The 23,827-nt window shown below is 42.0% G+C and carries 22 protein-coding genes and 1 pseudogene; 16 read left to right on the forward strand and 7 right to left on the reverse strand.

Annotated features, from left to right (window positions below; genetic code table 11):
• Positions 1-59: 59 nt before the first annotated feature.
• Positions 60-542 carry a hypothetical protein gene (locus ACVHUV_RS05845; protein ID WP_462086399.1) on the forward strand — a complete coding sequence of 161 codons (483 nt, stop codon included), beginning with the start codon at positions 60-62 and terminating at the stop codon, positions 540-542.
• Here the strand turns inward: ACVHUV_RS05845 and ACVHUV_RS05850 are convergent.
• On the reverse strand, positions 539-1,771 hold the full coding sequence (locus ACVHUV_RS05850) for a helix-turn-helix domain-containing protein (protein WP_462086400.1): 1,233 nt from the start codon (positions 1,769-1,771) through the stop codon (positions 539-541). The two genes, ACVHUV_RS05845 and ACVHUV_RS05850, sit on opposite strands and share 4 nt — an antisense overlap.
• 174 nt (positions 1,772-1,945) lie before the next feature.
• On the opposite strand from ACVHUV_RS05850, the gene ACVHUV_RS05855 reads away from it, so the two are divergent.
• Both ACVHUV_RS05855 and ACVHUV_RS05860 read left to right on the forward strand, forming a co-directional pair.
• Positions 1,946-3,238 carry an MFS transporter gene (locus ACVHUV_RS05855; RefSeq protein WP_462086401.1) on the forward strand — a complete coding sequence of 431 codons (1,293 nt, stop codon included), beginning with the start codon at positions 1,946-1,948 and terminating at the stop codon, positions 3,236-3,238.
• Between the two features lie 24 nt (positions 3,239-3,262).
• Positions 3,263-4,528, forward strand: a complete 1,266-nt coding sequence (locus ACVHUV_RS05860; protein WP_462086402.1) for a S41 family peptidase — start codon at positions 3,263-3,265, stop codon at positions 4,526-4,528.
• Positions 4,529-4,581: 53 nt separating this feature from the next.
• Here ACVHUV_RS05860 and ACVHUV_RS05865 read toward each other — a convergent pair whose 3' ends face one another.
• Positions 4,582-5,742, reverse strand: a complete 1,161-nt coding sequence (locus tag ACVHUV_RS05865) for an MFS transporter (RefSeq protein WP_462086403.1) — start codon at positions 5,740-5,742, stop codon at positions 4,582-4,584.
• Positions 5,743-6,738: 996 nt separating this feature from the next.
• Here ACVHUV_RS05865 and tnpA point away from each other — a divergent pair.
• The 4 genes and pseudogenes from tnpA to tnpC all read left to right on the forward strand — a co-directional run bounded on the left by tnpA (position 6,739) and on the right by tnpC (position 9,036).
• The gene (gene tnpA / locus ACVHUV_RS05870; protein ID WP_317946915.1) at positions 6,739-7,074 is read left to right on the forward strand and encodes an IS66 family insertion sequence element accessory protein TnpA; all 336 of its coding nucleotides are present in this window, start codon (positions 6,739-6,741) and stop codon (positions 7,072-7,074) included.
• Complete coding sequence (gene tnpB / locus ACVHUV_RS05875; protein ID WP_317946914.1) at positions 7,064-7,423, forward strand: IS66 family insertion sequence element accessory protein TnpB; 360 nt, start codon at positions 7,064-7,066, stop codon at positions 7,421-7,423. The genes tnpA and tnpB overlap by 11 nt, the downstream gene beginning before the upstream one ends.
• Positions 7,424-7,573: 150 nt before the next feature.
• Positions 7,574-7,768 (forward strand): annotated as a pseudogene (locus ACVHUV_RS05880) (transposase domain-containing protein); the annotation flags it as partial.
• Positions 7,769-7,818: 50 nt separating this feature from the next.
• A complete protein-coding gene (gene tnpC, locus ACVHUV_RS05885) occupies positions 7,819-9,036 on the forward strand; it encodes an IS66 family transposase (protein ID WP_462086404.1) in 1,218 nt (405 codons plus the stop codon).
• 167 nt (positions 9,037-9,203) lie between these two features.
• On the opposite strand, the gene ACVHUV_RS05890 is transcribed toward tnpC, so the two are convergent.
• From ACVHUV_RS05890 to ACVHUV_RS05900, 3 genes are all read right to left on the reverse strand, one after another.
• Positions 9,204-11,603, reverse strand: coding sequence for a heavy metal translocating P-type ATPase (locus ACVHUV_RS05890; RefSeq protein WP_462086405.1), 2,400 nt, complete (start codon positions 11,601-11,603; stop codon positions 9,204-9,206).
• An 80-nt stretch (positions 11,604-11,683) separates the two neighbouring features.
• Positions 11,684-11,893: a copper chaperone CopZ gene (gene copZ / locus ACVHUV_RS05895; protein WP_317946764.1), complete on the reverse strand. Its 210-nt coding sequence runs from the start codon at positions 11,891-11,893 to the stop codon at positions 11,684-11,686.
• A gap of 14 nt (positions 11,894-11,907) precedes the next feature.
• Positions 11,908-12,219: a metal-sensitive transcriptional regulator gene (locus ACVHUV_RS05900; protein ID WP_462086868.1), complete on the reverse strand. Its 312-nt coding sequence runs from the start codon at positions 12,217-12,219 to the stop codon at positions 11,908-11,910.
• 349 nt (positions 12,220-12,568) lie between these two features.
• Between ACVHUV_RS05900 and ACVHUV_RS05905 the strand changes: the two genes are divergently transcribed.
• Entirely contained in the window at positions 12,569-12,709 is a 141-nt protein-coding gene (locus ACVHUV_RS05905; protein ID WP_317946763.1) for an Lmo0850 family protein, read from the forward strand.
• 161 nt (positions 12,710-12,870) lie between these two features.
• On the opposite strand, the gene ACVHUV_RS05910 is transcribed toward ACVHUV_RS05905, so the two are convergent.
• On the reverse strand, positions 12,871-14,052 hold the full coding sequence (locus ACVHUV_RS05910) for an FtsW/RodA/SpoVE family cell cycle protein (protein ID WP_317946762.1): 1,182 nt from the start codon (positions 14,050-14,052) through the stop codon (positions 12,871-12,873).
• 477 nt (positions 14,053-14,529) lie between these two features.
• On the opposite strand from ACVHUV_RS05910, the gene ACVHUV_RS05915 reads away from it, so the two are divergent.
• From ACVHUV_RS05915 to ACVHUV_RS05940, 6 genes are all read left to right on the forward strand, one after another.
• Positions 14,530-15,594, forward strand: coding sequence for a D-alanine--D-alanine ligase (locus ACVHUV_RS05915; RefSeq protein WP_462086406.1), 1,065 nt, complete (start codon positions 14,530-14,532; stop codon positions 15,592-15,594).
• A gap of 12 nt (positions 15,595-15,606) precedes the next feature.
• Positions 15,607-16,980 carry a UDP-N-acetylmuramoyl-tripeptide--D-alanyl-D-alanine ligase gene (locus ACVHUV_RS05920; protein ID WP_462086407.1) on the forward strand — a complete coding sequence of 458 codons (1,374 nt, stop codon included), beginning with the start codon at positions 15,607-15,609 and terminating at the stop codon, positions 16,978-16,980.
• The gene (locus tag ACVHUV_RS05925; protein ID WP_462086408.1) at positions 16,977-17,669 is read left to right on the forward strand and encodes an alpha/beta hydrolase; all 693 of its coding nucleotides are present in this window, start codon (positions 16,977-16,979) and stop codon (positions 17,667-17,669) included. Before ACVHUV_RS05920 ends, ACVHUV_RS05925 begins: the two co-directional genes overlap by 4 nt.
• 359 nt (positions 17,670-18,028) lie before the next feature.
• A complete protein-coding gene (gene cshA, locus ACVHUV_RS05930; protein WP_317946758.1) occupies positions 18,029-19,510 on the forward strand; it encodes a degradosome RNA helicase CshA in 1,482 nt (493 codons plus the stop codon).
• Between the two features lie 115 nt (positions 19,511-19,625).
• Positions 19,626-20,105, forward strand: a complete 480-nt coding sequence (locus ACVHUV_RS05935) for a PH domain-containing protein (protein WP_462086409.1) — start codon at positions 19,626-19,628, stop codon at positions 20,103-20,105.
• Entirely contained in the window at positions 20,098-21,633 is a 1,536-nt protein-coding gene (locus ACVHUV_RS05940; RefSeq protein WP_462086410.1) for a PH domain-containing protein, read from the forward strand. Before ACVHUV_RS05935 ends, ACVHUV_RS05940 begins: the two co-directional genes overlap by 8 nt.
• Before the next feature lie 43 nt (positions 21,634-21,676).
• Here ACVHUV_RS05940 and ACVHUV_RS05945 read toward each other — a convergent pair whose 3' ends face one another.
• Entirely contained in the window at positions 21,677-22,279 is a 603-nt protein-coding gene (locus ACVHUV_RS05945) for a rhomboid family intramembrane serine protease (RefSeq protein WP_317946755.1), read from the reverse strand.
• Between the two features lie 83 nt (positions 22,280-22,362).
• On the opposite strand from ACVHUV_RS05945, the gene acpS reads away from it, so the two are divergent.
• Both acpS and ACVHUV_RS05955 read left to right on the forward strand, forming a co-directional pair.
• Entirely contained in the window at positions 22,363-22,716 is a 354-nt protein-coding gene (gene acpS, locus ACVHUV_RS05950; protein WP_462086411.1) for a holo-ACP synthase, read from the forward strand.
• Between the two features lie 86 nt (positions 22,717-22,802).
• Entirely contained in the window at positions 22,803-23,810 is a 1,008-nt protein-coding gene (locus ACVHUV_RS05955) for a LolA family protein (protein WP_462086412.1), read from the forward strand.
• Positions 23,811-23,827 lie beyond the last annotated feature (17 nt).

A 23,827-nucleotide genomic window follows, 5' to 3' on the forward strand; every position in this document is an offset into this window, starting at 1 on the left:
TAGATAAAAACGAGCGGGTATAATATAATGGTGGAAAATGTATATTTTCTTCAGGGAGGATGATCATCATTGAAACGGTAGTGAAAGTTCAAAGGAGTAACAAAAAGGAGTGGTGGATCCTAATCGTCACACTGATAGCCTTACATTTGTTTTTCTTACTTACTCACTTCTTATCGATTTACCCAGGCGGCTACTCGTTTGATAAACAGAGTGGCGAAGTGTTAATTGGAAAAGGTGCTGACATACAACGTGTGGCATTGTCTACTGACAATGAACTGAAAATCGCTCTTTTAGAAAGTGAAATAATCTACCTTAAAACGCTCTGGTATGTAGGTTTACTATTTACAGCAACATGTTTAATAGGAACGCTCACTTTTAGAAGATTAAAGTTAAAGAAAGTTATTCTACTAACAGCATCAATATATGTGGTTCTAGCTATTTTGCTGAGTATCTCGTATGCAAATTCACTATTCTCTATAGAGAGTTTAATTAATAATCTAATCAAAAAAATAGAGTTCGAGCGAAGCCGAACTCTTTTCTAATCTAAACGTTCTTTAATAAATACAAACGTCTCCATAATAAACTTTTTGTAAGGTGTATAAGGCATTGGATCGACATTAGCCACCGCTTTTCGTATCGCTGTTATTGCTTTCTTTTTGTCACCCGACGATAGGTAACAAAGTGCAGCATATGCATCTTTTTCATAGAAGATGGATAAATCGAATGGATGATGTACATAGTCAGCAATTTTCACTTCTTTAAAACAGCTCAGTGCTTCCTCGTATTTCTTTATGCCGTATAATGCCTTTCCTTTTTCAAGCGTTGCAAAAGAAACATACAGTGCAGACAACTTGTCTTCCTTAAAAAAGTTCTGAATAAGCTCAAACGCCTCGGCATAAGCCTTTTTATAAGTCGTCAAGTAGTGTACTTTAATGAAATTGTTAAAGAACAGATATTCTTCATCATCCGAAAAATCCGCATATAACTCAAGTTTCCGAATGTAATACTTTCTAGATTCTTCATCACCATTCATCATTGCATTAAATGTAGCCATTCGATAAAGATGATCAATACGGTAAAAAACTTGTTCTTTTCGTGAGAATTCAATCCCGCTCTTCATGACACGAATCGCTTCATCAGATTTCCCTACAGCAAAGTTCAAGGCAGCCTCGTAATAATCAAAATCGAGTCGAGTGAGTGGATCGATATACATATTACGTGCTTCGACTGCTTTACGTTCTTTTAATAATATCTCAAGGGAATCGGTATAATTATGCTCGGTAAACCTTACTAACGCTCTTAACATTCCGATTGCCGCAAGACGAGGAATAAGATTCAATCGATCATAAATCTGTGCTGCTTTATCGGAATATTGCTCCCAGCCGTGTTTCTTTTCTACATACAGCGTACGACTATAAATTTCTAAAAGACGTGCTGCTTCATACCCATCGGTCAATTTTTCCAAATACGGTTTGACTAAGTCGATAATTTGTTCGTATTCATCTGTTACTTTATCGTACTCAGTGTGATGAAGGATCTCCACTTTCGACAAGAGTTCCCGTATTTCCTGTGGACTCACTTCCTCCATCAGCTCAGCCACTTCAACTCCAAGCCGCTCAGCGATATACGTCAGGCTATCCATCGAAGGATTTGCTTTATTGTTTTCAATCAAACTGAGCATTCCTTTTGTCAACTGATCGCCAGCTAGCGCTTCTAATGTCATTTTCTGTTGTTTGCGTAATGTTCGGATACGCTCTCCTAACGTAGACAATTGGAACACCTCCTAAAAAGTATGTATTGAGACTCATTTTAACATCATTTGTGTTGAATCAAACGTATCTACTTCTGTATATGTTTAATTATATTAAACTTTTAGTTGAAAAGAAAGAGTATGCGTGTTATTATTTGTTTAATCTTGTTAAACTTACTGAAAGGATTGACTATTTTGAGTGAAGCGATAAAGTTAAAGAGAGCAACCTATCATCTATGGACCTTCACAATTAGTAAGATGATTTCTTCGTTCGGGGCACAAGTTTACGCATTTGCCATCAGCTTTTACATTTTACAAGTGACGGGATCAGCTACAAGTTTCGCGACAAATTTGATATGCAGCATTTTGCCACGGACACTATTAGCGCCGTTTGCTGGATATGTAGCGGATAAGTATTCAAGAAAGACAATCGTCATCGTCGCTCAAATTGCGACGACGTTAGCAATTGGGGGATTGCTGGCAGTGAGTCTGACGTACGGGCTGTCACTCATTGCCATCTATGCGACAACTGTTGTGTTAGCGATGACCTCGACGTTTTCCGGTGTCACCTTCACTTCGTCGATAACGGGTCTCGTCGATGAAGCGCGCATCCAACGTGCAATGTCCATGAACCAAATGTCTATTTCATTCGCTGCCATTGGAGCCCCTGCATTAGGCGGATACTTATATGGTGTAGTGTCAATGCCTATGTTTTTAACAATGTATATGGTTGCTTCTCTAACAGCAGTGATTTTAGAGTCGACAATGAACTTCAATCTTTTTGCGAACAGGAAAGAAATTGTAGATGGAGAGCCAAAAGAATCAATGCTTCAAAGTATGAAAGCGGGAGTTTCTTATTTGAGGAAGCAACCAATATTGATGAGACTTATTTGGATTTCGCTCGTCATTAATTTTCTGTTTGGTGCATTTCAAGTTGGCTATGCCTTCATACTCATTGAAAAACTAAAAATGATATCGACACACTTTGGTTATACGGAAGGCGCAACGGCAGTTGGAACGTTACTAATGTCCATCTACTTATCGATTAGAAAAGAGATTAAGTATCCTTTATGGATTGGTAAATGGGGCATAATTGCAATGGGAATTGTCATGGGAGCAGTGGCAGTACCGCTACTTATCCATATTCCTTATAACGGTATGTTCGCTTTTTACTTAGGTCTTATGCTTAGTTTTGGCTTGCTATCCATTCTTGTTAACACACCGTTGTTTGTTATGATGCAAAAAATGATTGATGACGATTACAAAGGTCGCGTCTTTTCTTTGTTAGAAACAATGGCGATGGCACTCATGCCACTCGGAATGGTACTGTTCGGCTTCCTATACGATGTCGTACCTGCCCAATGGATTCTCCTTGCATCGAGTTCGGTATTAATTGTCGTGGTCCTCATAATGGCCCGTCCATCCGTCGTTAGAAAAGCGCACCCAGAATTAGATCGTACAAAAACAGTAAACGTAGAAACAGTGTAGTGAATCGTAAAAAGGGGTGTAGGTGTGGAAAAGATTTTTAATGAAATTGTACACATTATGCAAAATGACTATGCAGGTTGTAAAGATAAGAAAGGTTGGGATCGACCTGATTACTTTCTGGATAAAATCCGAGCAGGTGGGGAGCTATCTAAACTAGCGTTCAAGGAAATTATCGATGATTATTTAAGCGATTTCAATGATCAGCATGTGTATTTTTTGTTGAACAATGTTGAAATGGAATCTCCGAAAAATCGTGGTTTCAATGTCCGACGCTATGAAGACCGGTTGTATGTAACAGAAGTAGTTGCGGAAACACGGTTACGAACTGGAATGAGTTTTGTAACAATTGGGGGCTATACTATCCCAGAATTAAAAGAAAAACACCATCGTTTATTGAATGAAAATCATACTGAACGTGAGAAGTGGATGCCGATTCTTATGCAATACGAAGAAGGGCAACTTGATGTTGGCAACGAACTTCTCAATTTTACATTCGATCTGTTTGATGAAAAACAAACTGACCCAACATACGCAATCGAAAAAGTAACAGAAGATACACTTCTATTGACGATGACCGATTTCATGAACCCTGATGCAATCTCCAAATTAGTCGGTGATCATGAAGCATTATTGCGTACTACCGACAAGTGGATCGTGGATGTACGCGTCAATAACGGCGGTAATGATTCTAGTTATTACTCGCTACTACCGTACTTATTGCCAGAAGAAGGTTTAAACTTAGCTGATACGGAAGATAAAATGCTCATGTATTGTACAGAAGCAAGTGCGCAACGAGTTTTACCAGATCTTGAGGAAGCAATCAACCAAACGGAAGACGAACAGGCGCGTTTCGTATTGCAAATCTTTAAAAGAGAATGGGACCGTAACAGAGGAAAGGGCTTTGTCGAATTTGACTTTAGTGAATTAGTGAAAGATGCTTACGTGAAAGGTACAAAACAGCCATCAAAGGTTATCGTCTTAACAGATGTAATGTGCGGGAGTGCAGGTGATTCATTTGTCGAGCTCGTAAAAATGTCGTCTAAAGTAACCGTCATCGGCAGACCAACGCTCGGATTAAACGATTACTCCAATTTGGTTAGCGTTAAATGGGGAGAAGGATTTGAGCTCATGTATCCGACGTCAAGGTTATCGCGGATTGATAAAGGTGAGGGAATGACGGGTGTCGGTATCACGCCGCATGTTCATATACCGTGGACGCCTGAACATTTGGAAGAGGATGTCGACATGAAGAAGGCGCTGGAGCTTTTATCTACAGAGAAAGTGAAATGAACATTAAAAAAGCGAAGTTCAACCTCTTAAAGAAGGTAAGAACTTCGCTTTTTTCACGCACTTCGTAACGTCTTATGCGATTTTGCAAACAGTATTACAAGTACAATTGACAAGATTGCAAGTGTGGCAGAGACGTAATAAATGGCACCGTCCATTTTTATAATGAGGAACGTGAACAGTAAAGGTGCAAGAATTCGTCCCATATTATCCATGGAATACGTCATACCGGCAGCCGTTCCGTACTTGCCTCCGGATTCCTTAGAAGTGAGTGACACAAGGATCGTCCGAGCTAACGCATTCCCAGCTGTAAATACGCTAAGTGCAAAGCCCGCCCAAAAAAGATTTGTCGTAAACGGTATTAAGACTAATCCGATGGCCGTAATAATTTGCGCACCAATAATCCACTTCGTCTCCGAGCCGTCTTTTACACGGCGCACAACCCCGCCTTGTATGGCCGCATCCACTAATCCGCTTGCCATGAATAAATACCCGATTTGAATCGGTGTAATTTCAATTTTTGAAATCTGGAACAGTTGGAACGTCGATTCAATGCCTGATAGAATGAATGTCACCATGAACGATAGTAGAAATAAGTTCCGGATCCGATACTTCCAAAACATTGCACTCCCTTTTGGTAATAAAGCACGTTTCGTCGCTTCACCTTGTCGCTCCGGTTCTTTCAAAATAATGCTCGCGTAAATAAGAATGAGCAAGGTCAAAATTCCTGATGCGATGAACGGAGTTTGTAAACTGATGTCCCCTAAAATACCGCCCAGAGCCGGTCCGAATATGAAGCCGAGACCGATAGACATACCAAGAAAGCCCATATACTTATTGCGATTTTCTTCCGTCGTCATATCACCGACGAACCCAGTTACTGCTGTATAGAGTGCACCTGAGAAAATCCCTCCAACAATACGTGAAACATAAAGCAATGGCAGATTTTCAATGAAAAGAGCAAACAGGAAAAAGCTTAAACTAAATCCAGTCAGCCCAATCATAATTAACTTCTTCCGACCCGTCCTGTCTGACAAGGAACCCCATAGCGGAGCAGTAAAAAACGAAGCTAAAGCATATATCGTCAACAAACCTCCGACATGCACTTCGGATAAATTCTGTTGAACAATGACTTCAGGAAGAACTGGAATGATAATACCAAATCCAAGGTAAACAAAAAATTGTACAGACATCAAAAGAATAATGGCCTTTTTCATCACAAAACCTGCTTTCTATAACAATCCATATAGCCATTTTACCCTTTGAACGAATCGCTTACAAAACATATGTATCTCAACAGGTGACAGCGTACTTTCAAATGCAAAAGCTTCATTTATCAAATCCAGCACAGTAAGTTAAAACGCGGCAAAACTTCTTCTAACGCATAACTCCCTTAAAACGCGGCATAACTCCTCCAAACGCGGCATAACAATTTCCCCGAAACAAACCCATTGGATTGTCAAAACCCATTCGGCGCTATTTAAATCGTTTAAACAGAAAGAACCGCCCACGTGAAAAATGAAATTTGGTAATATCGGTATGGAAGATCTTGATAGTAATCAAACGCAGCAAAATTCTTCCTAACTCAGCATACTCCCTTAAAACACCGCATATCAAGCTCAATCGCCGCATAACAATTTCCCCGAAACAAACCCGTTGGATTGTCAAAACCCATTCGGCGCGATTTAAATCGTTCAAACACAAAGAACCGCCCACGTGAAAAAAGCAATTTGGTTATATCAGTATGGAAGATCTTGATAGTAATCAAACACCGCATAACTTCATCAAACGCGGCATAACTCCACAAAACGCGGCAAAATTCCTCCTAACGCCGCATACTCCCTTAAAACGCGGCATAACTCCTCCAATCGCCGCATAACAAGTTCCCCACAAAACCCCGTTAAATTGTCAAAACCCATTCGGCGCGATTTAAATCGTTCAAACAGAAAGAACCGCCCACGTGAAAAAAGCAATTTGGTAATATCAGTATGGAAGATCTTGATAGTAATCGAACGCCTCATAACTTCATCAAACGCGGCAAAACTCCACGAAACGCGGCAAAATTCCTCCTAACTCAGCATACTTTCTTAAAACGCCGCATATTTCGCTGAAACGCCGCATAAATCGTAAGCGTTAATCGAAATACACCTTATTCTATTTGTTTGTCCATGCAATACTGGTAGTAACTTTTAGAAACAGAGAGGTGTTTGAGATTGTCAGAATTAGCGAATCCATCCGCGATACATGATGAAAAAGATGCTCGCTGGATTGAGATTATTGAACAGTGGAAGGATAGCGGTATGACCATGTCAGAATGGATCAGGGGGCAAGATGAAGTCACCTATTATCAACTAGTGAACGCTAGAAGAAGACTTTATCCAGAAGAAGTTTATGGAACTGGAAAACCCAATACTTGGTCAGCTATTACAATGGAGTTGCCGTCCTCTTCTATGAATGTTCATGTAAATGGTTTATATATAGAGGTCCCTCCGGGATTCGATCGAACACTTCTATTGGAGATTGTGGAGGTGTTAAAAGATGCGAATTAATCTCGAGGGGGTGAAAGGTGTTTTCCTCGCACACGGCTCAACTGACATGCGTCTTTCAATGGACGGTCTAGCAGCTCGTGTACAAGAAACTTTTGAATTAGATCCTTTTTCTTCGAACCTTTTTATTTTCTGTAATCGCCAACAGGACCGAATAAAAATCCTTCACTGGGATCATAATGGCTTTTGGCTCTACTATCGAAGACTCGAAAACGGTACATTTAACTGGCCGCAAGGTCCAGAAGATGAGACCATGCAAATTACACCTAGGCAATTAATTTGGTTACTTGAAGGGTTAACATTGGAAGACGGAAGAGTATTTCCGAAAATGAATGTAAAAAAAGTTGTCTAACCGCATAAAGATTATGGTAAATATGTCGATATTTATAATATGAGAAACCTAAATGATCACTCACCCCAATTAACTGAACAGGATACAAAGATTGCGGCTCTTGAAGAGGAACTACTCTGTCTAAAAGCAATCATAGCTAGGTACGAAGAGATGTTTCGATTACAAAAGCAACGCCAATTCGGAGCTTCAAGTGAGAAGTTTCCGAGTGGTCAATTGACACTTTTTGGTGAGGAAACATCACATTCTTCTACCCTGGAAAATACGACAGTGCAAGGAACTTCAAAAGCTTACAATCAAAAAAAAAAGAAACGAAAAGTTCGGGAAAGCCTAAACAATGAGCTACCTGTAACAGTCGTTCACCACAGCCTGCCCTTAAAGGAGCAGGCCTGTTCAGATTGCGGTCATTCTATGCATGTGATGAAAAAGAGATCCGCCGTGAAATCAAGATCATCCCTGCTCGCGCAGAGATTGTCCAACACGAACGTGACGTTTTCTCTTGTCGAACATGCGAGAAAGAGAATACTCATACACCAATTGTAAGAGCTTCAATGCCAGAAGCTGTCATTCCTAAAAGCATGGCATCACCTTCAGCGATTGCTTATGTGGTGACGCAAAGGTATATGTATGCCACGCCACTACATAGGTTGGAGGCACAGTTTCGCCAATTGGGTGTTCATCTATCTAGGCAGACGATGTCCAATTGGTTAGTCCTTTCTACAGAGGAACTACTTCGTCCGCTCTACTCTGCGATGCATCAATTTATTTTATCGCTTCCAGTACTTCATGCAGACGAGTCAACACAACAAGTTTTGTACGAAGAGGGTAAGCAGCCTTCTTCGAAGTCATATATTTGGTTATACAGGACTGGGAGGATTGGGCCTCCATGTGCCATATATGTATATTCATCAACTCGAAGCGCTACTAATCCAAAACTCTTTTTGGAAAATTTTAAGGGAACGCTTCATACAGATGGCTATTCAGGCTATGAGGGGTTGGAAAACGTTAGTCTCTCAGGGTGTTGGGCACACTTAAGGCGTTATTTTGATAAAGCTGTAAAAGCTGCCCCAAAGAACAAGAAAGAAGCGCCCACTCTTTCAGAATTAGCACTTATGAAAATTGGAGAGATTTATAAAATTGAAAGAAAAATCACCTCTCAATCTTTCGCAAAGCGCCGTAAGGTGCGCCGCAAGGAAAGTTTACCACTCGCAGAGGCTTTTTTCGCATGGCTTCAATCCATTCAACCAATAGTCACACCGAAAAGCCAACTAGGTAAAGCAATTAAATATGGAATCAATCAAAAAGAGAAGTTACTGCGTCCTTTTTTAGATGGAATACTCGACATTGATAACAATAGAGCAGAGAGATCAATCAGACCATTTGTATTAGGACGGAAAAACTCACTATTCTCGATTACTCCAAAAGGGGCTCAATCTACTGCCATCCTTTATAGTATCGTGGAGTCGGCGAAAGAGAATAAGTTAAATGTCTTAGCCTATCTAGTTCACCTCTATGAAACGCTTCCTAACATTGATAAGAACAATGTGAATGAGCTTGCAAAATTGTTCCCTTGGTCGAAAAAGCTGCCGGAGCAATGTTACCTATCTACAAATTAAAGGATTCATTACTAAAATAAAGGATCTGCACCCGGAAAAACAGGTGCAGATCCTTTTACGCTTACCATAAATCTGCCAAATGCCGCATAACTCCGCCAAACACCGCATAACTCCACCAAACAAAAAATCCCCTCACCAATAAAGCCGGCAAGGGGATTTCATCTTCATCATCTCAACTTCACACGTTGCAAACGCAATGCATTTAAGACAACCGATACGGAACTGAATGCCATCGCTGCACCTGCTACCCATGGTGCCAATAAACCAGCGGCGGCTATCGGAATACCGATTGAATTATAAGCGAGCGCCCAAAACAAGTTCTGTTTAATGTTTTTCACAGTTAAACGACTCATGCGAATCGTATCCGCCACACGCAGTAAATCTCCGTGCATTAAGGTGACGTCAGCCGCTTCCATGGCAACCGCTGTTCCTGTGCCCATCGCCATGCCGATATCCGCAACGGCGAGTGCAGGGGCATCATTGATCCCGTCACCGACCATCGCGACACGCTTTCCTTCAGCTTGCAACGAGGCGACAATTTCCGCTTTGCCCTCTGGCAAAACACCTGCGTAGACGTGATCCACGCCTGCCATAGCGGCAATCGCTTTTGCTGTTCTTTCTTGATCACCTGTCAACATGATCACATTGAGCCCTAACGCCTGCAGTTCCTGAATCGCTTGCGTAGACGTCTCTTTCAACGTATCGGCAACAGCGATCGTTGCAACGTGCACACCGTTCATGGCCATATACATGACGGTTTTCCCTTCGTTTTCCAATGGGGCTGCATCTGAAATTGAAGGGTCCATCTCGATTGCTTGATCCGCTAACAGTTTCCGTGTTCCCATCCACACAGTCGAACCACGGACGACACTATAAATACCGTGACCTGGTATCGCTTCAAACTTTTCAACGTTTGGAATATCACCAACTGTATCCAATCCAAAAGAAGTAATTGCTTTTGCGACAGGATGTTCCGAATCACTTTCTGCTGCTGCCGCTAACGCAACAAGACGGTCCTTGTCTCTGCCATGCGCAACGAGAAAATCCGTTACTTCCGGTACACCTTTTGTGATTGTTCCGGTCTTATCCAATACGACTGTGTCAATCGCTTTCGTCTGTTCCATCGCTTCAGCCGTTTTGAATAAAACCCCTTGTTCAGCCGCGCGCCCGGAACCCGCCATAATGGAAGTCGGTGTCGCCAAACCAAGCGCACATGGACAAGCAATGACTAATACAGCAATCATTGCTGTTAACGCTTGAGCAAAATCACCAGGTGTCACGGCAAAATACCAAACGAGGAAAGTGACAACCGCAATACCGACAACAATCGGTACAAATACGCCTGATATTTGATCGGCGAGTCGTTGAATGGGTGCTTTAGACCCCTGTGCTTCTTCGACAACACGAATAATCGTCGATAGCATTGTGTCCTTTCCAATCTTACTTGCACGAACTCTTAAAGAACCGTTTGCATTAACAGTTGCGGCATAGACAACATCGTCAACTGTTTTTTCCACTGGAAGACTCTCTCCTGTAAGCATTGATTCATCTACGGCAGATTCACCTGATACGACCTCAGCATCGACCGGAATGGATGCCCCTGGGCGGATGACGAGAATATCCCCGATTTGTACATCCCCAATTGGAATTTCGACAACACTTCCATCTTTTTCAACGAGCGCCATCGTAGGTTGTAAGCCCATAAGCTTTTTTATCGCATCTGACGAACGGCCTTTTGCACGCGCCTCAAACAATTTTCCAAGTAAAATTAGTGTAATTAAAACGGCGCTTGTTTCAAAATAAAGGCCATGCGTCGAGTCGATTAACACTAAATAGACAGAGTAGAAGTATGCTGCAGATGTTCCGAGTGCGACAAGCACATCCATATTTGCGCTTTTATTGCGCAGTGCAAAGTATGCTCCTTCATAGAAAATCCACCCAATGCCAAACTGGACGGGAGTAGCTAAGAACCATTGTACATAGGGGTTCATGAGCCAGTCTGGAACAGGCATCCATGACGTAAATGAAAAATGAGCGAACATCGTCCAAAGAAGAGGGAAGGAGAGGAGAGCGGAAACATAAAAGAGGCGTGTCTTCTGCTTAATCTCTTTTTGGCGATGATCCTCTGAGCCTTCGGGAATTTCGTTTTTCAATGCAGCGTCATAGCCTAAATGCTTAATTTTATCAATAATATCAGCTGAACGAATGACAGTTGGATCATACTCGACTTTGCCAGTCTCCAATGCCAAGTTAATTGCTGCCTTTTGCACACCTTCCATTCGTGATAATCCCTTTTCAATCCGTGTCGAACAGGCAGCACAAGTCATTCCTGAAATTTGTAAATCAACTTCTTCTTTTACGGTATCATATCCGAGTGAACGAATCTTTTCTTGAATTGCTTGGCTATCGGTTAACTCCGTATCGAATGAAACAGCTGCTTTTTCAGTAGCAAAGTTTACAGTGGCGGACTTCACACCATCCAAGCGTTGCAACCCTTTCTCAATCCGATTCGCACATGCACTACAAGTCATGCCTGTAATCGCAATGTCTTTTTTCACTTCAGTCAATGACAACACCTTCTTTCTAACAAACTAATATAGGGGTAGGGGGTATATTGGAGCGCGAAAGAAACTGCGGAAATCCGCAGTTAGGCAACATCGTATCCTTGGTCTTCAATCGTTTCTGTAATTTCTTTTACACTAATTTGACCTTGTTCGAAAGTTACTTCAACCGTTCCCGCTTTTAAGTCCACTTGGACAGCGTTGACTCCATCTAATTTGCCGACACTCTCTTCCACTGCTTTTACGCAATGTCCACAAGACATACCTTTTACGTGTAATACTGTATTTTCTGCCATGAATAAGTTCCTCCTTATTTTCGCATCAATCTTGTCATCGTAATTAACAGTTCATCCAGCACTTCATCATCGCCTTCTGCTAGACGATCTTTGACACAGCCTTTTAGATGGCCGTCCAGTAGAACTTTAGCAACGCTATTAAGTGCTGATTGAGTCGCAGACAATTGGGTAATAATATCATCACAATAAACATCTGTCTCAACCATCCCTTTAATGCCTCGAATCTGTCCTTCGATTCGATTCAAGCGATGGATTAAATTCGTCTTCACACTATCGGGATGATGACTTTTTCTGCAGGACTCTTCTAACGTACTATCATTGTTCATTAGATCTTTCGTCAAACTCATGCCTCCTCCACTACTTGCATCATAATATACCTATAAGGGGTATGTCAACCGAGACAAACGCATAGTAAAAATAAGTTTTACTAATTTCTGTTCAATGCGTTTGATGTGCGAAACAATTGGGCAAATAAAAAACATGAAGTGGTATTTTACGGAATGTGTATAAAGTATTTACAAAAAATCTATAATTGTAACATAAATGAAAGATTTAAAAGTGGACAGGAGTGGTATAATGTGTATAGATGAAGAATGGAATGAATTTCTTAACCATATTGAAACTTTCCATTGCACAATTACGTCAACAACATATAGAAAGGTCGAGGTGGAATAGATGGCGAACGAGAAAGTTGATTTAAAGAAAATCATCTCCAACTTGGCGAAGTTGGGTGTTTCGGCAACTGCAACGAAATCCCGTCTAGACATGCTGAAAGCCCTCGCGCCACCTGCAAGTGACCCACAAATACAGTCATAACGGAAAGCTCCCACATAACGTCGGGAGCTTTTCTTTTTTTCTAATGAAAGAAGGTGCTTGTCCAATTGTATTCTTCAGCTGCCATGATTTATGACTGTTTCGCCAGTTACTATTTTGAAGAGAAAAAAACACTCACACCAGTGAGCGGTGTGAGCGTTCAATTAATCCTCATCATCTGAACTGAACATATACGTCCGATGGTGGAATTTCATACTAAAAACGAGGCCGATTGCAAGCATGTTCCCCATCAGTGAACTTCCGCCATAGCTGATGAAAGGCAATGGAATACCAGTGATCGGCAACAGTTGAATCGTCATGCCGATGTTTTCGAACACATGAAAAGTAATCATAGCGATAATACCCGCGCATATATACGTACTGAACATATCTTTTAATTCCAACGTGATTTTCGTCATATGATAGATTAGGAAGAAATAAAGACAGATGACAAGACTTGCCCCAATGAAACCCCAGTCTTCCCCGATTGTACTAAAGATGAAATCGGTATGGCTTTCAGGCACATATACTTCACGTCCTTGGAATCCTTTCCCGAAAATCTCGCCCGAACCGATAGCGTTTAACGAACTGATCAAGTTATGGCCTTCGTTTGAAGCGTACGAATAAGGGTCCACCCAAGAATAAATTCGCTCAAAGTGATAGGGTTTGGCCCCGAATTTCGCGAGAAACTCCTGTGCATACAAAGCCATCCATAATAAAGTCAATCCAAGCGCAGCCGTTCCAGTGAAAATCGGTAATATTATGCGCCATGATATGCCGGCAACAATGATTAACGCAATCGTGATAGCAATAAACACTAAACTTGTTCCTAAATCGGGTTGCTGCATTATGAAGAATAACGGGATGAAGAGAATGACGGCAATTTTTCCAAGTAAGAGAAAATCAGTTTGTATGGTCTTCTCCACATAGCGCTCGTGATGCTTTGTGATAGCACGCGCTAACCCGATTATGAAGAACGTTTTCATGAATTCAGCGGGTTGGATACTACCGAGTTTTGGTATGTGAATCCAACTTTTCGCTCCGTTTCTAGGCTCAACAATTGATAAACTGTCAGGTAATATGAACAACGTGAATAAGAGTAAAATCCCGCCTCCATAAATAATCCATGCAGCTTTTTTATATTGTTCAGGTTCCAAATACATCGTAATCGCGATGATGACACAGCCTACAACATACCATTGGATTTGAGAAGGTATAAAGTTCGTTTTGTATTGTCCTGTAGTTTGAGCAGAGGCGATTGCAATAATACTAATGACGCCGAACAGCATTAATATGAATGCAAGTGTCCAGTCAAAACGTTCTACAGGTTTCTGGTCTATTTTCATTCAATTCACCTATTTAACAGTTAGTGTTAGTTTTGTAGAAACCAATGACTATTATAACGGATAATGTGTCGTTTGTACGCATTTATTACGAATCAAAGTAGGATGAATCCAAAGTAGGGAGTCGATGTGTGCACGATACGCGGAAAAAAGAGTTCACACGCCCGCAGTGATGAAAAAGTGACTTGGAAATAATGTTTACAATGTGCATACACATACTAATAAAGGGCTCATGTAATGTAAGTATACAGGAAACAAGGAGATGTATCTGCCTCCTACTTGACGCATTCCATAGTAGAAGGTTGCCGACAGACAATGCACGTAGCTATTCATTTGTAAGATACATCTTGAATTAAAAAAAGCAAACGTGTGGTGTTTTTAGAAAACTTCCCATCTGTTCACTGAGGGGAAATTTGTCGAGAAGCAATGGTTTTCATGGTAAACTGAAAGAATGAAATCTAATGTGAGCGAGGGATCTAGATGAAAAGAAAACTAGGGTTAGTATATGGTGGGAAATCCGCTGAGCATGAAGTATCCCTATCGACAGCAAGAGCTGTGACACATGCAATTGATTATAGTAAATACGAAGTGATTCCAGTATATATAACATACGATGGTGAGTGGAGAAAAGGGGAAGCATTAGCAGGTCCGGCTGAAACGATTGAACAGTTGCGTTTAACACGTGATGAATCCAAGCCTGATAGCATTCAGGACTTTTTAAATAACAATGGAACACCTGATATCATTCTTCCTTTATTGCACGGAACGAATGGAGAGGATGGTACGGTTCAGGGCTTTTTTGAAGTGATGAATATACCGTATGTCGGAAACGGAGTACTTGCCTCTTCGGCAGGTATGGATAAAGTCGTTATGAAACAGCTATTTGCACATGTCGGCTTGAAACAAGTTCCTTACGTGCACTTCATTCGTACACAATGGCAAAAAGACCGAGAATTGTTAATCGATAAAATGGAGCAAGAGTTGTCGTTCCCAATGTTCGTAAAACCTGCAAATCTCGGTTCAAGTGTTGGCATTAGCAAAGCAGTCGACCACGACAGCCTTATAAAAGCGGTCGATTTCGCCTTGAAATTTGATCGTAAAATTATTGTGGAACAAGGGATTACAGCACGTGAAGTTGAGGTAAGTGTATTAGGGAACGATGAACCAAGCTGTTCCGTCCTTGGAGAAATTAAACCTGTCGCCGCGTTTTATGACTATGAAGCGAAATACCAAGATGGCAGTACGGAGTTGTTAATACCGGCACCTGTCACAGATGACGTGGAAACAACGCTTAAAGAGATGGCAATCCGTGCGTTCAAAGTGCTCGATTGTGCAGGATTAGTACGTGCTGATTTCTTCGTAACCGAACAAAACGAAGTGCTCATCAATGAAGTGAACACGATGCCTGGCTTTACGCCAACGAGCATGTTCCCGTTATTATGGCAACATTCTGGTCTGTCGTATCCGGAATTGATCAATCGGTTAATCGAACTGGCGATTGAGCGCCACGAAGAAAAGAAAAAAATACAATATACAATGGATTGAGTGTGATGAACTGTGAAAAGACGTTTAACTGAATTGGCAGGTTGGCTTCAAGCAGAAGGACAATTAATGGATAATGTCCTCGTTACAGGTGCATCCATTGATTCACGAACGGTATCTCCTGGTGATTTGTTCATTCCGTTTCGTGGAGAGCAAGTGAACGGCCATCAATATGTGCAACAAGCGATTGAAAAAGGTGCGGTTGCCGCGTTATGGATGAAAGACGAACCAAATGCGCCGACTACAATCCCACTCCTGTTCGTTGACGATCCTGAACAGGCACTTCAACAGCTTGCACGCGCTTTTCGAAAAGAATTGACGTGCAAGTTCATCGGAATTACCGGTTCAAATGGAAAGACTTCGACGAAAGATTTAATGGCTAGTGCGCTTGCACCGTATTTTAATGTGCAAAAAACGGAAGGGAATTTTAACAATGAATTAGGGTTGCCGTTAACTATCCTTAATTTGAAGGAAGATACGGAAATTGCGGTCTTGGAAATGGGTATGAGTGGTTTTGGAGAAATCTCTTTTCTATCCACCTTGGCAGAGCCGCATTATGTAGTCATTACAAATATTGGCGAAGCCCATTTGCAAGATTTAGGTTCTCGTGAAGGCATCGCTAAGGCGAAATTTGAAATTATCGATGGCTTGCAAAAAGGCGGAAAGCTTTTCTATGACGGTGACGAACCGTTGTTGCAAACGCTTGTTAACCAAACACCAGAACTAGAAGCGGTGTCATTTGGATACGGACAATCAAATGATCTAGCTATTACAGAAATCATTTCTGGTGATACCGGCAGTCAATTTACCGTCGCTGGAGTACTTAGCGGCAGTTTTACAATCCCTGTGTATGGTGCACACCAAGTGAAGAATGCATTGGCGGCAATTTTGGTGTCAAACGAATTACGACTAGACGGTAAACAAATTGCTTCTGCGCTCATGCAGTCCAAACTAACGGATATGAGGATGCAACCGATCCTAGCGGATAACGGAGCGCTTCTCATCAATGATGCATACAATGCTGCACCAACATCTATGCAGGCAGCATTGCAGTTTTTACACGAAACATCCCTGCGCTCTAAAAAATGGGCGGTATTGGGTGATATGCTTGAACTTGGTGACAATGAACGTCATTACCACGAATCAATTGCAGAACAGTTACGCACAATAGAACTTGAAGGAATCCTTCTATATGGTCCGCGAATGAAATGGCTATATGAAGAGCTGCAAAATAACGGGGAACAAACAACGGTAGTTTGGTCAGAAAACCAATATGAACCATTAATTGAGAAGCTGCAATCCTTAACAGATGAACAATCGATTGTATTGTTCAAAGGCTCAAGAGGAATGGCGCTTGAAACAATCGTAAAGGCATTAGAAAAGCAATGAAAACGGGTGTCCTTTTTCTTCATGGATTCACCGGCGGACCTTTTGAAGTCCGACCGTTTATGAATTATTTGAAGGATCTGACGGACTGGACGCTAGCAGTACCCGTTTTACCTGGCCATGATTTCCCGCTGGACTTGAAGAACGTTTCGGCGGAATCATGGATGATGGAAGCAGAACTTGCGCTGAACAAGTTACGTAAACAAGTGGATCGGGTAATTGTTGTCGGTTTCTCAATGGGTGGGCTCATTGCCATCTACTTGGCGTTACGCTATCCAATCGATAAACTTGTCCTATTAAGTGCAGCAGCAAAATACATTAGCCCGAAAATTCTCATCGAAGATGCTGCAATCATGCTAGCGGAATCGGTGACGAAGAAATACCCGCCGAACACATTTTATCACTTGTATGAATACAAATTACGGCATACGCCACTCCATGCAACAAAGGAGTTTCTACGTCTTGTGAAGATGGTGGAGCCGTATTATTCAAAAGTGACGACGCCAGTTTGTGTCGTTCAAGGGAAAAAAGATGGAATTGTTCCTTTCGCTACTGGAGACCATCTCCTTAAATCGCTGGGCTCTTCCAAAAAGCAATTGATCGTTTCAGATAAAGGAAAACATCACATTTGTTATAGCGATGATTGCCAAGATTGGTTTACGAAAGTGTATACGTTTATGTGTGAGGAATAAGACAGGAATCTGATTATTACTATTAATGCTATATCATTGCGGATGGTCCGCAGACATGGTAAACTACTATGAGTATTGGATACATTTACACGAGACTCTTCCGGTGGCGAAGAGTACTTTTTTTTGAATAAAACGATTTTTCACCTAAACACAGGGATGAATCGATCGGCAAAGACCAGCTTCCTTTTCAACTATAACCTCTGATTTTATACGAAGTTCGATGAAGAGCTTCTGCCCACTCCAGAGTATGCAAAAATATCGGAAACGTTCCCATAGAAGTTAAAGGCTCGAATTTGCCGTGCTTTCATTTGCAAATGTAACCAATTGCTAAATGAAGAAACCAAAGGAGATTGAGAAGTTTGACGAAATTTTCAGAACTTAATATTAGTGAGTCTACACAAAACGCTCTAACGCGTATGGGATTCGAAGAAGCGACACCTATTCAAGAAAGCACAATTACATTCGGTATGGAAGGTAAAGATGTAATTGGTCAAGCACAAACCGGAACAGGGAAAACAGCTGCATTCGGTATTCCGCTAATTGAAAAAGTCGATGTAAACAACCCGTCCGTTCAAGCGCTTGTAATCGCGCCTACACGAGAATTGGCGATTCAAGTATCTGAAGAGCTTTATAAAATTGGATACGGAAAACGCGCTCGTGTATTGACTGTGTATGGTGGCCAAGAAATTGGTCGGCAAATTCGAGCTTTACGCAACAACCCGCAAATCGTTGTTGGGACTCCAGGACGTATCTTAGACCACATTAATCGTAGAACATTGAAGTTAAGCAACGTTCAAACACTTGTATTGGACGAAGCGGATGAAATGTTGAACATGGGCTTCATTGAGGACATTAACACGATTTTGGCTGCTGTACCTGCTGAGCGCCAAACGCTCTTGTTCTCGGCTACAATGCCTCCAGCAATCCGTAAAATTGCAGAAACGTTCATGAAAGATCCAGAAATCGTAAAAATCAAGTCCAAAGAGATGACGGTAGAAAACATTGACCAATATTTCGTAAAAGCACATGAAAGAGAAAAGTTTGACGTGCTTTCCCGTCTATTGAACGTTCACCAGCCGGAATTGGCAATCGTTTTCGGCCGTACAAAACGTCGTGTCGATGAGCTTTCTCACGCATTAAGCATTCGTGGATACCTTGCAGAAGGCATTCATGGTGATTTGACGCAAGCGAAGCGTATGTCAGTTCTTCGTCAATTCAAAGAAAATAAAATTGATGTATTAGTTGCGACTGACGTTGCTGCTCGTGGTTTGGATATTTCAGGTGTAACACATGTTTACAACTTTGATATTCCACAAGACCCTGAAAGCTACGTACACCGTATTGGCCGTACAGGTCGTGCTGGTAAGAGTGGAATGGCAGTTACTTTTGTAACGCCACGTGAGATGGGGTATTTACGTGTTGTTGAAGAAACAACGAAAAAGCGTATGACACCACTACAACCACCAACTGAGGACGAGGCTTTGATCGGTCAACAACGCGTTGCGATGGAGCAGTTGAAAGAAGTTCTTGCGAAAAACGAATTAAATGACTACTTGCCATTAGCGGCTGAGCTTCTTGAAAACTTCGAAGCAAAAGATATCGTGGCGGCAGCGATTCGTGCATTAACGAACGAGCCGGATGATACACCAGTAAAAATTACGGAAGAGCGTCCATTGCCTACGCGCAAAACGCAATCCCGTGATCGTGGTGGTTACAAAGGTAGCCGTGGCGGCGGTCGATCCTTCGGGGGCGGACGTGGTTATGGTAGCGGCGGTTCTCGTCGTGGAAACCGTGAAGGTGGAAACCGTAGAGACCGTTCAAGAGGAAAATCAGATAGATAATATTCAAGAACCTTGGGAGAAGTGTACACACTCTCCCAAGGTTTTTTTGTGAAAAACGAAACATTATTCTTTGCGCTACGTATACAATAGAAAGATAGAAAGGGGTGTCGGCTCTATGAGAGCACAACCTGCAAATCGGATTTCTCCGAAAGGGTTAAAAGTGTGGCGTCTATATGGCATCATTCAAACGATCATTTTAGCGCTCGTCGCAATCGGTGGTGGAGTACTTGTATACATATTTGACTGGCCTTGGTGGATTTACCTAATAGAAGCGGGTGTCCTCATCGTTTTTGCGTATTTCATGATCTTGTTATTCCCGAAAGTACGATGGATGCGTTGGCGTTACGAAGTGCGTGAGTCGGAAATTGAACTGCAACACGGACTTTTTGTTGTGAAAAGAACGCTCATTCCGATGGTTCGAGTCCAGCATGTCGATACATCACAAGGACCGATTCTCCGGAAATACGGATTAGCTGAAATATCCATCTCGACAGCGGCAACAGTGCATACAATTCCCGCACTCATCATGGTTGAAGCTGATGAATTGCGAGGCAGGATTTCGGTGCTTGCAAGGGTGGCGGAAGACGATGTCTGAACAGCAACGTTATAAGCTTCACTGGGTATCTGCCATTATTGAAATGTTAAAAACGATGAAAGAAGCAATTTTACCACTTATCGTGCTTGTATTTGCAAATGGTTGGAAAGACGGCGGAACAGGACTGTGGTTTGTAGATTACTTATCATTCATCATATTTGGAGCGCTCATCATCTTGTTATTCATCAGTGGTGTGATTAAATGGAGACGATTTGTCTATTGGTTCGAAGACGATGAACTTCGAATAGAATCGGGGCTCTTCGTCAAAAAGAAGCGTTACATTCCGTTTGACCGTATTCAAAGTTTGGATTATACCGAAGGGATTTTTCATCGACCATTCGGACTGGTGAAAGTGAAAGTGGAGACGGCTGGCAGCTCCACTGCAAAACAAGCTGAAGGTGAATTGACTGCCATTACAAAAGAAGCGGCGAAACAGATTGAAATAGAGATGGCGGATGCGAAGAAACGGAAGAAACACGCGCCTCGTGAAGCGGTTGCTGAAGGAGAAGAACTACTTGTAGACTCACCGGTTGAAGAAGAGACATCGGCATTGCGCCAACTCTTCACGATGACGACAAAGGATTTGCTCGTTCTGGCTACTACATCCGGGGGAATCGGTGTCATTCTGTCGGGTGCAGCGATCTTCCTGTCCCAGTTTGGTGAGTTGTTGCCGTATGAGCGTGTATTTGAAGAAGTGTCAGAGTTCATTAAGTTCGGTGTACTCATTGTCGCCATTGTTGTCTTCCTCGGATTACTAGGCGTATGGATTTTGTCAGTAGGGATGACGTTTTTATCTCATTATAACTTTACCGTTTCGATGGATAAGGAAGATATCATCATTACAAGAGGTTTGTTGGAGAAAAAGAGGGTGACGGTCCCGTTGAAACGAATCCAAGGGGTTGTCGTAGTCGAAAACCCTTTGCGCAAACTTTTCGGGTACGCGACCGTGACAATTCATAGTGCAGGGGGCGGCATAAGCGAAAGCTCTAAAATTCATTTATTCCCGCTCATTAAAAAGAAAGAAGTGGAACACCATTTACAGGAAATATTCCCTGAGCTCCATGTGAAAGAGCCGCGGAATAAATTGAGCTTGAAGGGAAGGCCGTTCTATTACCGGATTGACTTCCTATGGATGGCGCCTGTCATCGGCGCACTTATCTATTTCTTTTTCCCGTATGGATTGTTCTCACTGGCGATTGTTCCAGCGGTATTGGCACTTGGTATGTGGCAACATCGCTCGGCGGCCTATGACATCATTGATCACCAGTTGACGATGCGTTTTCGAGGCATCAGTTTGCAAACGGCATATATGATGAAAAAGCGGATCCAATCAATGGACATGAAGCAAAGTTATTTTCATCAGCGTAAAGGCGTTGCAACAATCGTGTCCAACGTGAAATCTGGATTAGGTTCATACAGCGCGAATGTGCAACATATGGACGTGGAAGCTGCGGAGAGCATTTTATTGTGGTATGAAAAAGGGAAATTGCCAAAAGAAATAGAAGTTGCGGACGCAGAAAGTAGATAAAGAAAAAGGTGGAGAGAGAATAACATTCCTGCTCCACCTTTTCTTATCGCCAGCTAATAATTCTTTTTGGATGAAAATAGCTTAACCCGATGAGGAATCCGACGACGAGACCTGCGATGTGACCGATAATATTGACGTTTGGCTGTAAAAACGTCATGATGACGCTAATGATAATGATGGGCAACATAATTTGTCGCAGTTGAGGAAGTGCTTTTTTCGTATAATAGATCAAAGCACCAAAAGCACCGAAAATCCCATAAATTGCACCACTTGCTCCGACATGTGGAATGCTGGAGTCGCCTAAAAAGAAATAAGCGATATTGGCAAAAACCCCAGACAAAAGATAAATCGTTAGAAACCTTGCTTTGCCAGCAACTCGTTCGAGCTCAGGTCCAAATATGAACAAGGAAAACATGTTAAAGAGAAGGTGCGTAATGCCGAAGTGTAGAAACATCGGTGTGAGAAGGCGCCACCATTCTCCATCTGCAATTAGTGGGTTATAGCCCATACCTAAAAAGTACAATTCGCTACTTTGGCGGATTGGCAATCCAGTAATGATATACACAAGGATATTGAGCACGATAATTGCGGTTACAAAAGGATAACGTCGAATGTATTGAGAAAAACTTTCTGTGCGAATAAACATTTTTTCACCTGACCTTTACATTCATTATACAGATTTTTTATCACAAGAAGAAGTGAAAGTGACCAATAAATGGAGTTGTTGATATGATCGAAGGAATTGGACTTGATATTGTAGAGTTGGAACGGATTGCCCGATTGGACGAAAAGTCCGCTAAGTTCCGTGAGCGGATTTTAACCCCGAAAGAGATTGCTCTTTATGCGGCATATTCACCACACCGGAAAGTTGAATTTTTAGCAGGGCGATTCGCCGCAAAGGAAGCGTTTGCCAAAGCGAAAGGAACCGGGATTGGAAGTGAATGCGCATTTGGTGAAATTGAAATTTTAAAAGATTCTTTAGGGAAACCCGTTCTATTTTTCCGTAATCAGGAAGTGGCGGGGTTTGTCTCAATCACCCATACGGCAACGGTTGCTGCAGCACAAGTGATTTTGCTGAAATAATTCACGGAAGTGAAACAAGCTCGCATAATTGACTGTCCACTCTCATAAGATGACCTACCCGATTGAAATGAGAAAGGATGAACTGAATGCGCAGCCGAATTTTTGTTTTTATGTTAGTTGCAATCATGGCACTTCTTGCAGCTTGTGGAACACCTTCAAAAGAGAATGTCATGAAAAAGCTCAGTGGTAAATGGAACGAGGCGGAAGGGTATGAGTTGCAAGCGACGATGGAGATCAAAACTGGTTCAGAACCAAGGATGTATGATGTTACCGTATGGCACACGAAGCCTGACTTTTACAAAGTGAATGTGACACAAGGTGGTACGGAAGAGTCCCAAATGATCGTGCGAAATGAAGAAGGGGTATTCGTTATTACACCGTCTCTTGGAAAAACGTATAAGTTCCAAAGCGATTGGCCGACACAAAACAGTATGCCGTACTTAATCGGCACGTTATCCGATGACATTAAAGCGGATAAAAATTCGACAATGGTAGAAAAGGATAAGACGTATGTGTTTGAAACGGCTTCCCGTAACAACCACAAAAAAGTCTTGCCTACCCAACAAATTCATGTCGACAAGAAAACTTTGCTGCCAAAACACGTTTCTGTCATGGATGAAAACAATGAAGAGAAAATTCGGGTGACCTTTAAGAAAATCACATTAGGTGTGGAGCATAAAGCTTCTGATTATGACGTCAAGATGGAAGACATACAAAAAGAGAAAAAACCACAATCCACTGAAGAAGGCGATGAAACAGGCCTGAAGAAGTATTACCCGAACCTCAGCTGGGAAGGGACTGTATTAGAAGAAAGTACTGTCGATGTGGAGAATGGAACAAGATCCTTCATGACATTCGGTGGCGGTAGTAAGGAATTCGTTGTTGTGCAAGAGCCTGCTGAGACACCGGAAATGCAAATGGAAGTATCCGTTGAAGGAGATCCGGTCGATCTAGGATTCGCTGTAGCGGCGCTGACAGATAACTCGATTCGTTGGGAGCAGGACGGCGTAGCGTTCTTTGTTGCCTCGTCAACATTAACGCCAGAGGAACTAATTGAGGTAGCTTCTTCAATGGTTGCGGAAGACAGTAAATAACATTATTTGACGTAGCG

The organism is Sporosarcina saromensis (assembly GCF_054901285.1).

What these genes read in the sequence shown, in the direction of transcription:
- ACVHUV_RS05845 (WP_462086399.1), top strand. Translation starts at nt 60, where the DNA reads ATGATCATCATTGAAACGGTAGTGAAAGTTCAAAGGAGTAACAAAAAG.
- ACVHUV_RS05865 (WP_462086403.1), bottom strand. Translation starts at nt 5,742, where the DNA reads ATGAAAAAGGCCATTATTCTTTTGATGTCTGTACAATTTTTTGTTTAC.
- tnpB (WP_317946914.1), top strand. Translation starts at nt 7,064, where the DNA reads ATGCGAATTAATCTCGAGGGGGTGAAAGGTGTTTTCCTCGCACACGGC.
- copZ (WP_317946764.1), bottom strand. Translation starts at nt 11,893, where the DNA reads ATGGCAGAAAATACAGTATTACACGTAAAAGGTATGTCTTGTGGACAT.
- ACVHUV_RS05900 (WP_462086868.1), bottom strand. Translation starts at nt 12,219, where the DNA reads ATGAACAATGATAGTACGTTAGAAGAGTCCTGCAGAAAAAGTCATCAT.
- ACVHUV_RS05905 (WP_317946763.1), top strand. Translation starts at nt 12,569, where the DNA reads ATGGCGAACGAGAAAGTTGATTTAAAGAAAATCATCTCCAACTTGGCG.
- ACVHUV_RS05910 (WP_317946762.1), bottom strand. Translation starts at nt 14,052, where the DNA reads ATGAAAATAGACCAGAAACCTGTAGAACGTTTTGACTGGACACTTGCA.
- ACVHUV_RS05915 (WP_462086406.1), top strand. Translation starts at nt 14,530, where the DNA reads ATGAAAAGAAAACTAGGGTTAGTATATGGTGGGAAATCCGCTGAGCAT.
- ACVHUV_RS05925 (WP_462086408.1), top strand. Translation starts at nt 16,977, where the DNA reads ATGAAAACGGGTGTCCTTTTTCTTCATGGATTCACCGGCGGACCTTTT.
- ACVHUV_RS05935 (WP_462086409.1), top strand. Translation starts at nt 19,626, where the DNA reads ATGAGAGCACAACCTGCAAATCGGATTTCTCCGAAAGGGTTAAAAGTG.
- ACVHUV_RS05940 (WP_462086410.1), top strand. Translation starts at nt 20,098, where the DNA reads ATGTCTGAACAGCAACGTTATAAGCTTCACTGGGTATCTGCCATTATT.
- ACVHUV_RS05945 (WP_317946755.1), bottom strand. Translation starts at nt 22,279, where the DNA reads ATGTTTATTCGCACAGAAAGTTTTTCTCAATACATTCGACGTTATCCT.
- acpS (WP_462086411.1), top strand. Translation starts at nt 22,363, where the DNA reads ATGATCGAAGGAATTGGACTTGATATTGTAGAGTTGGAACGGATTGCC.
- ACVHUV_RS05955 (WP_462086412.1), top strand. Translation starts at nt 22,803, where the DNA reads ATGCGCAGCCGAATTTTTGTTTTTATGTTAGTTGCAATCATGGCACTT.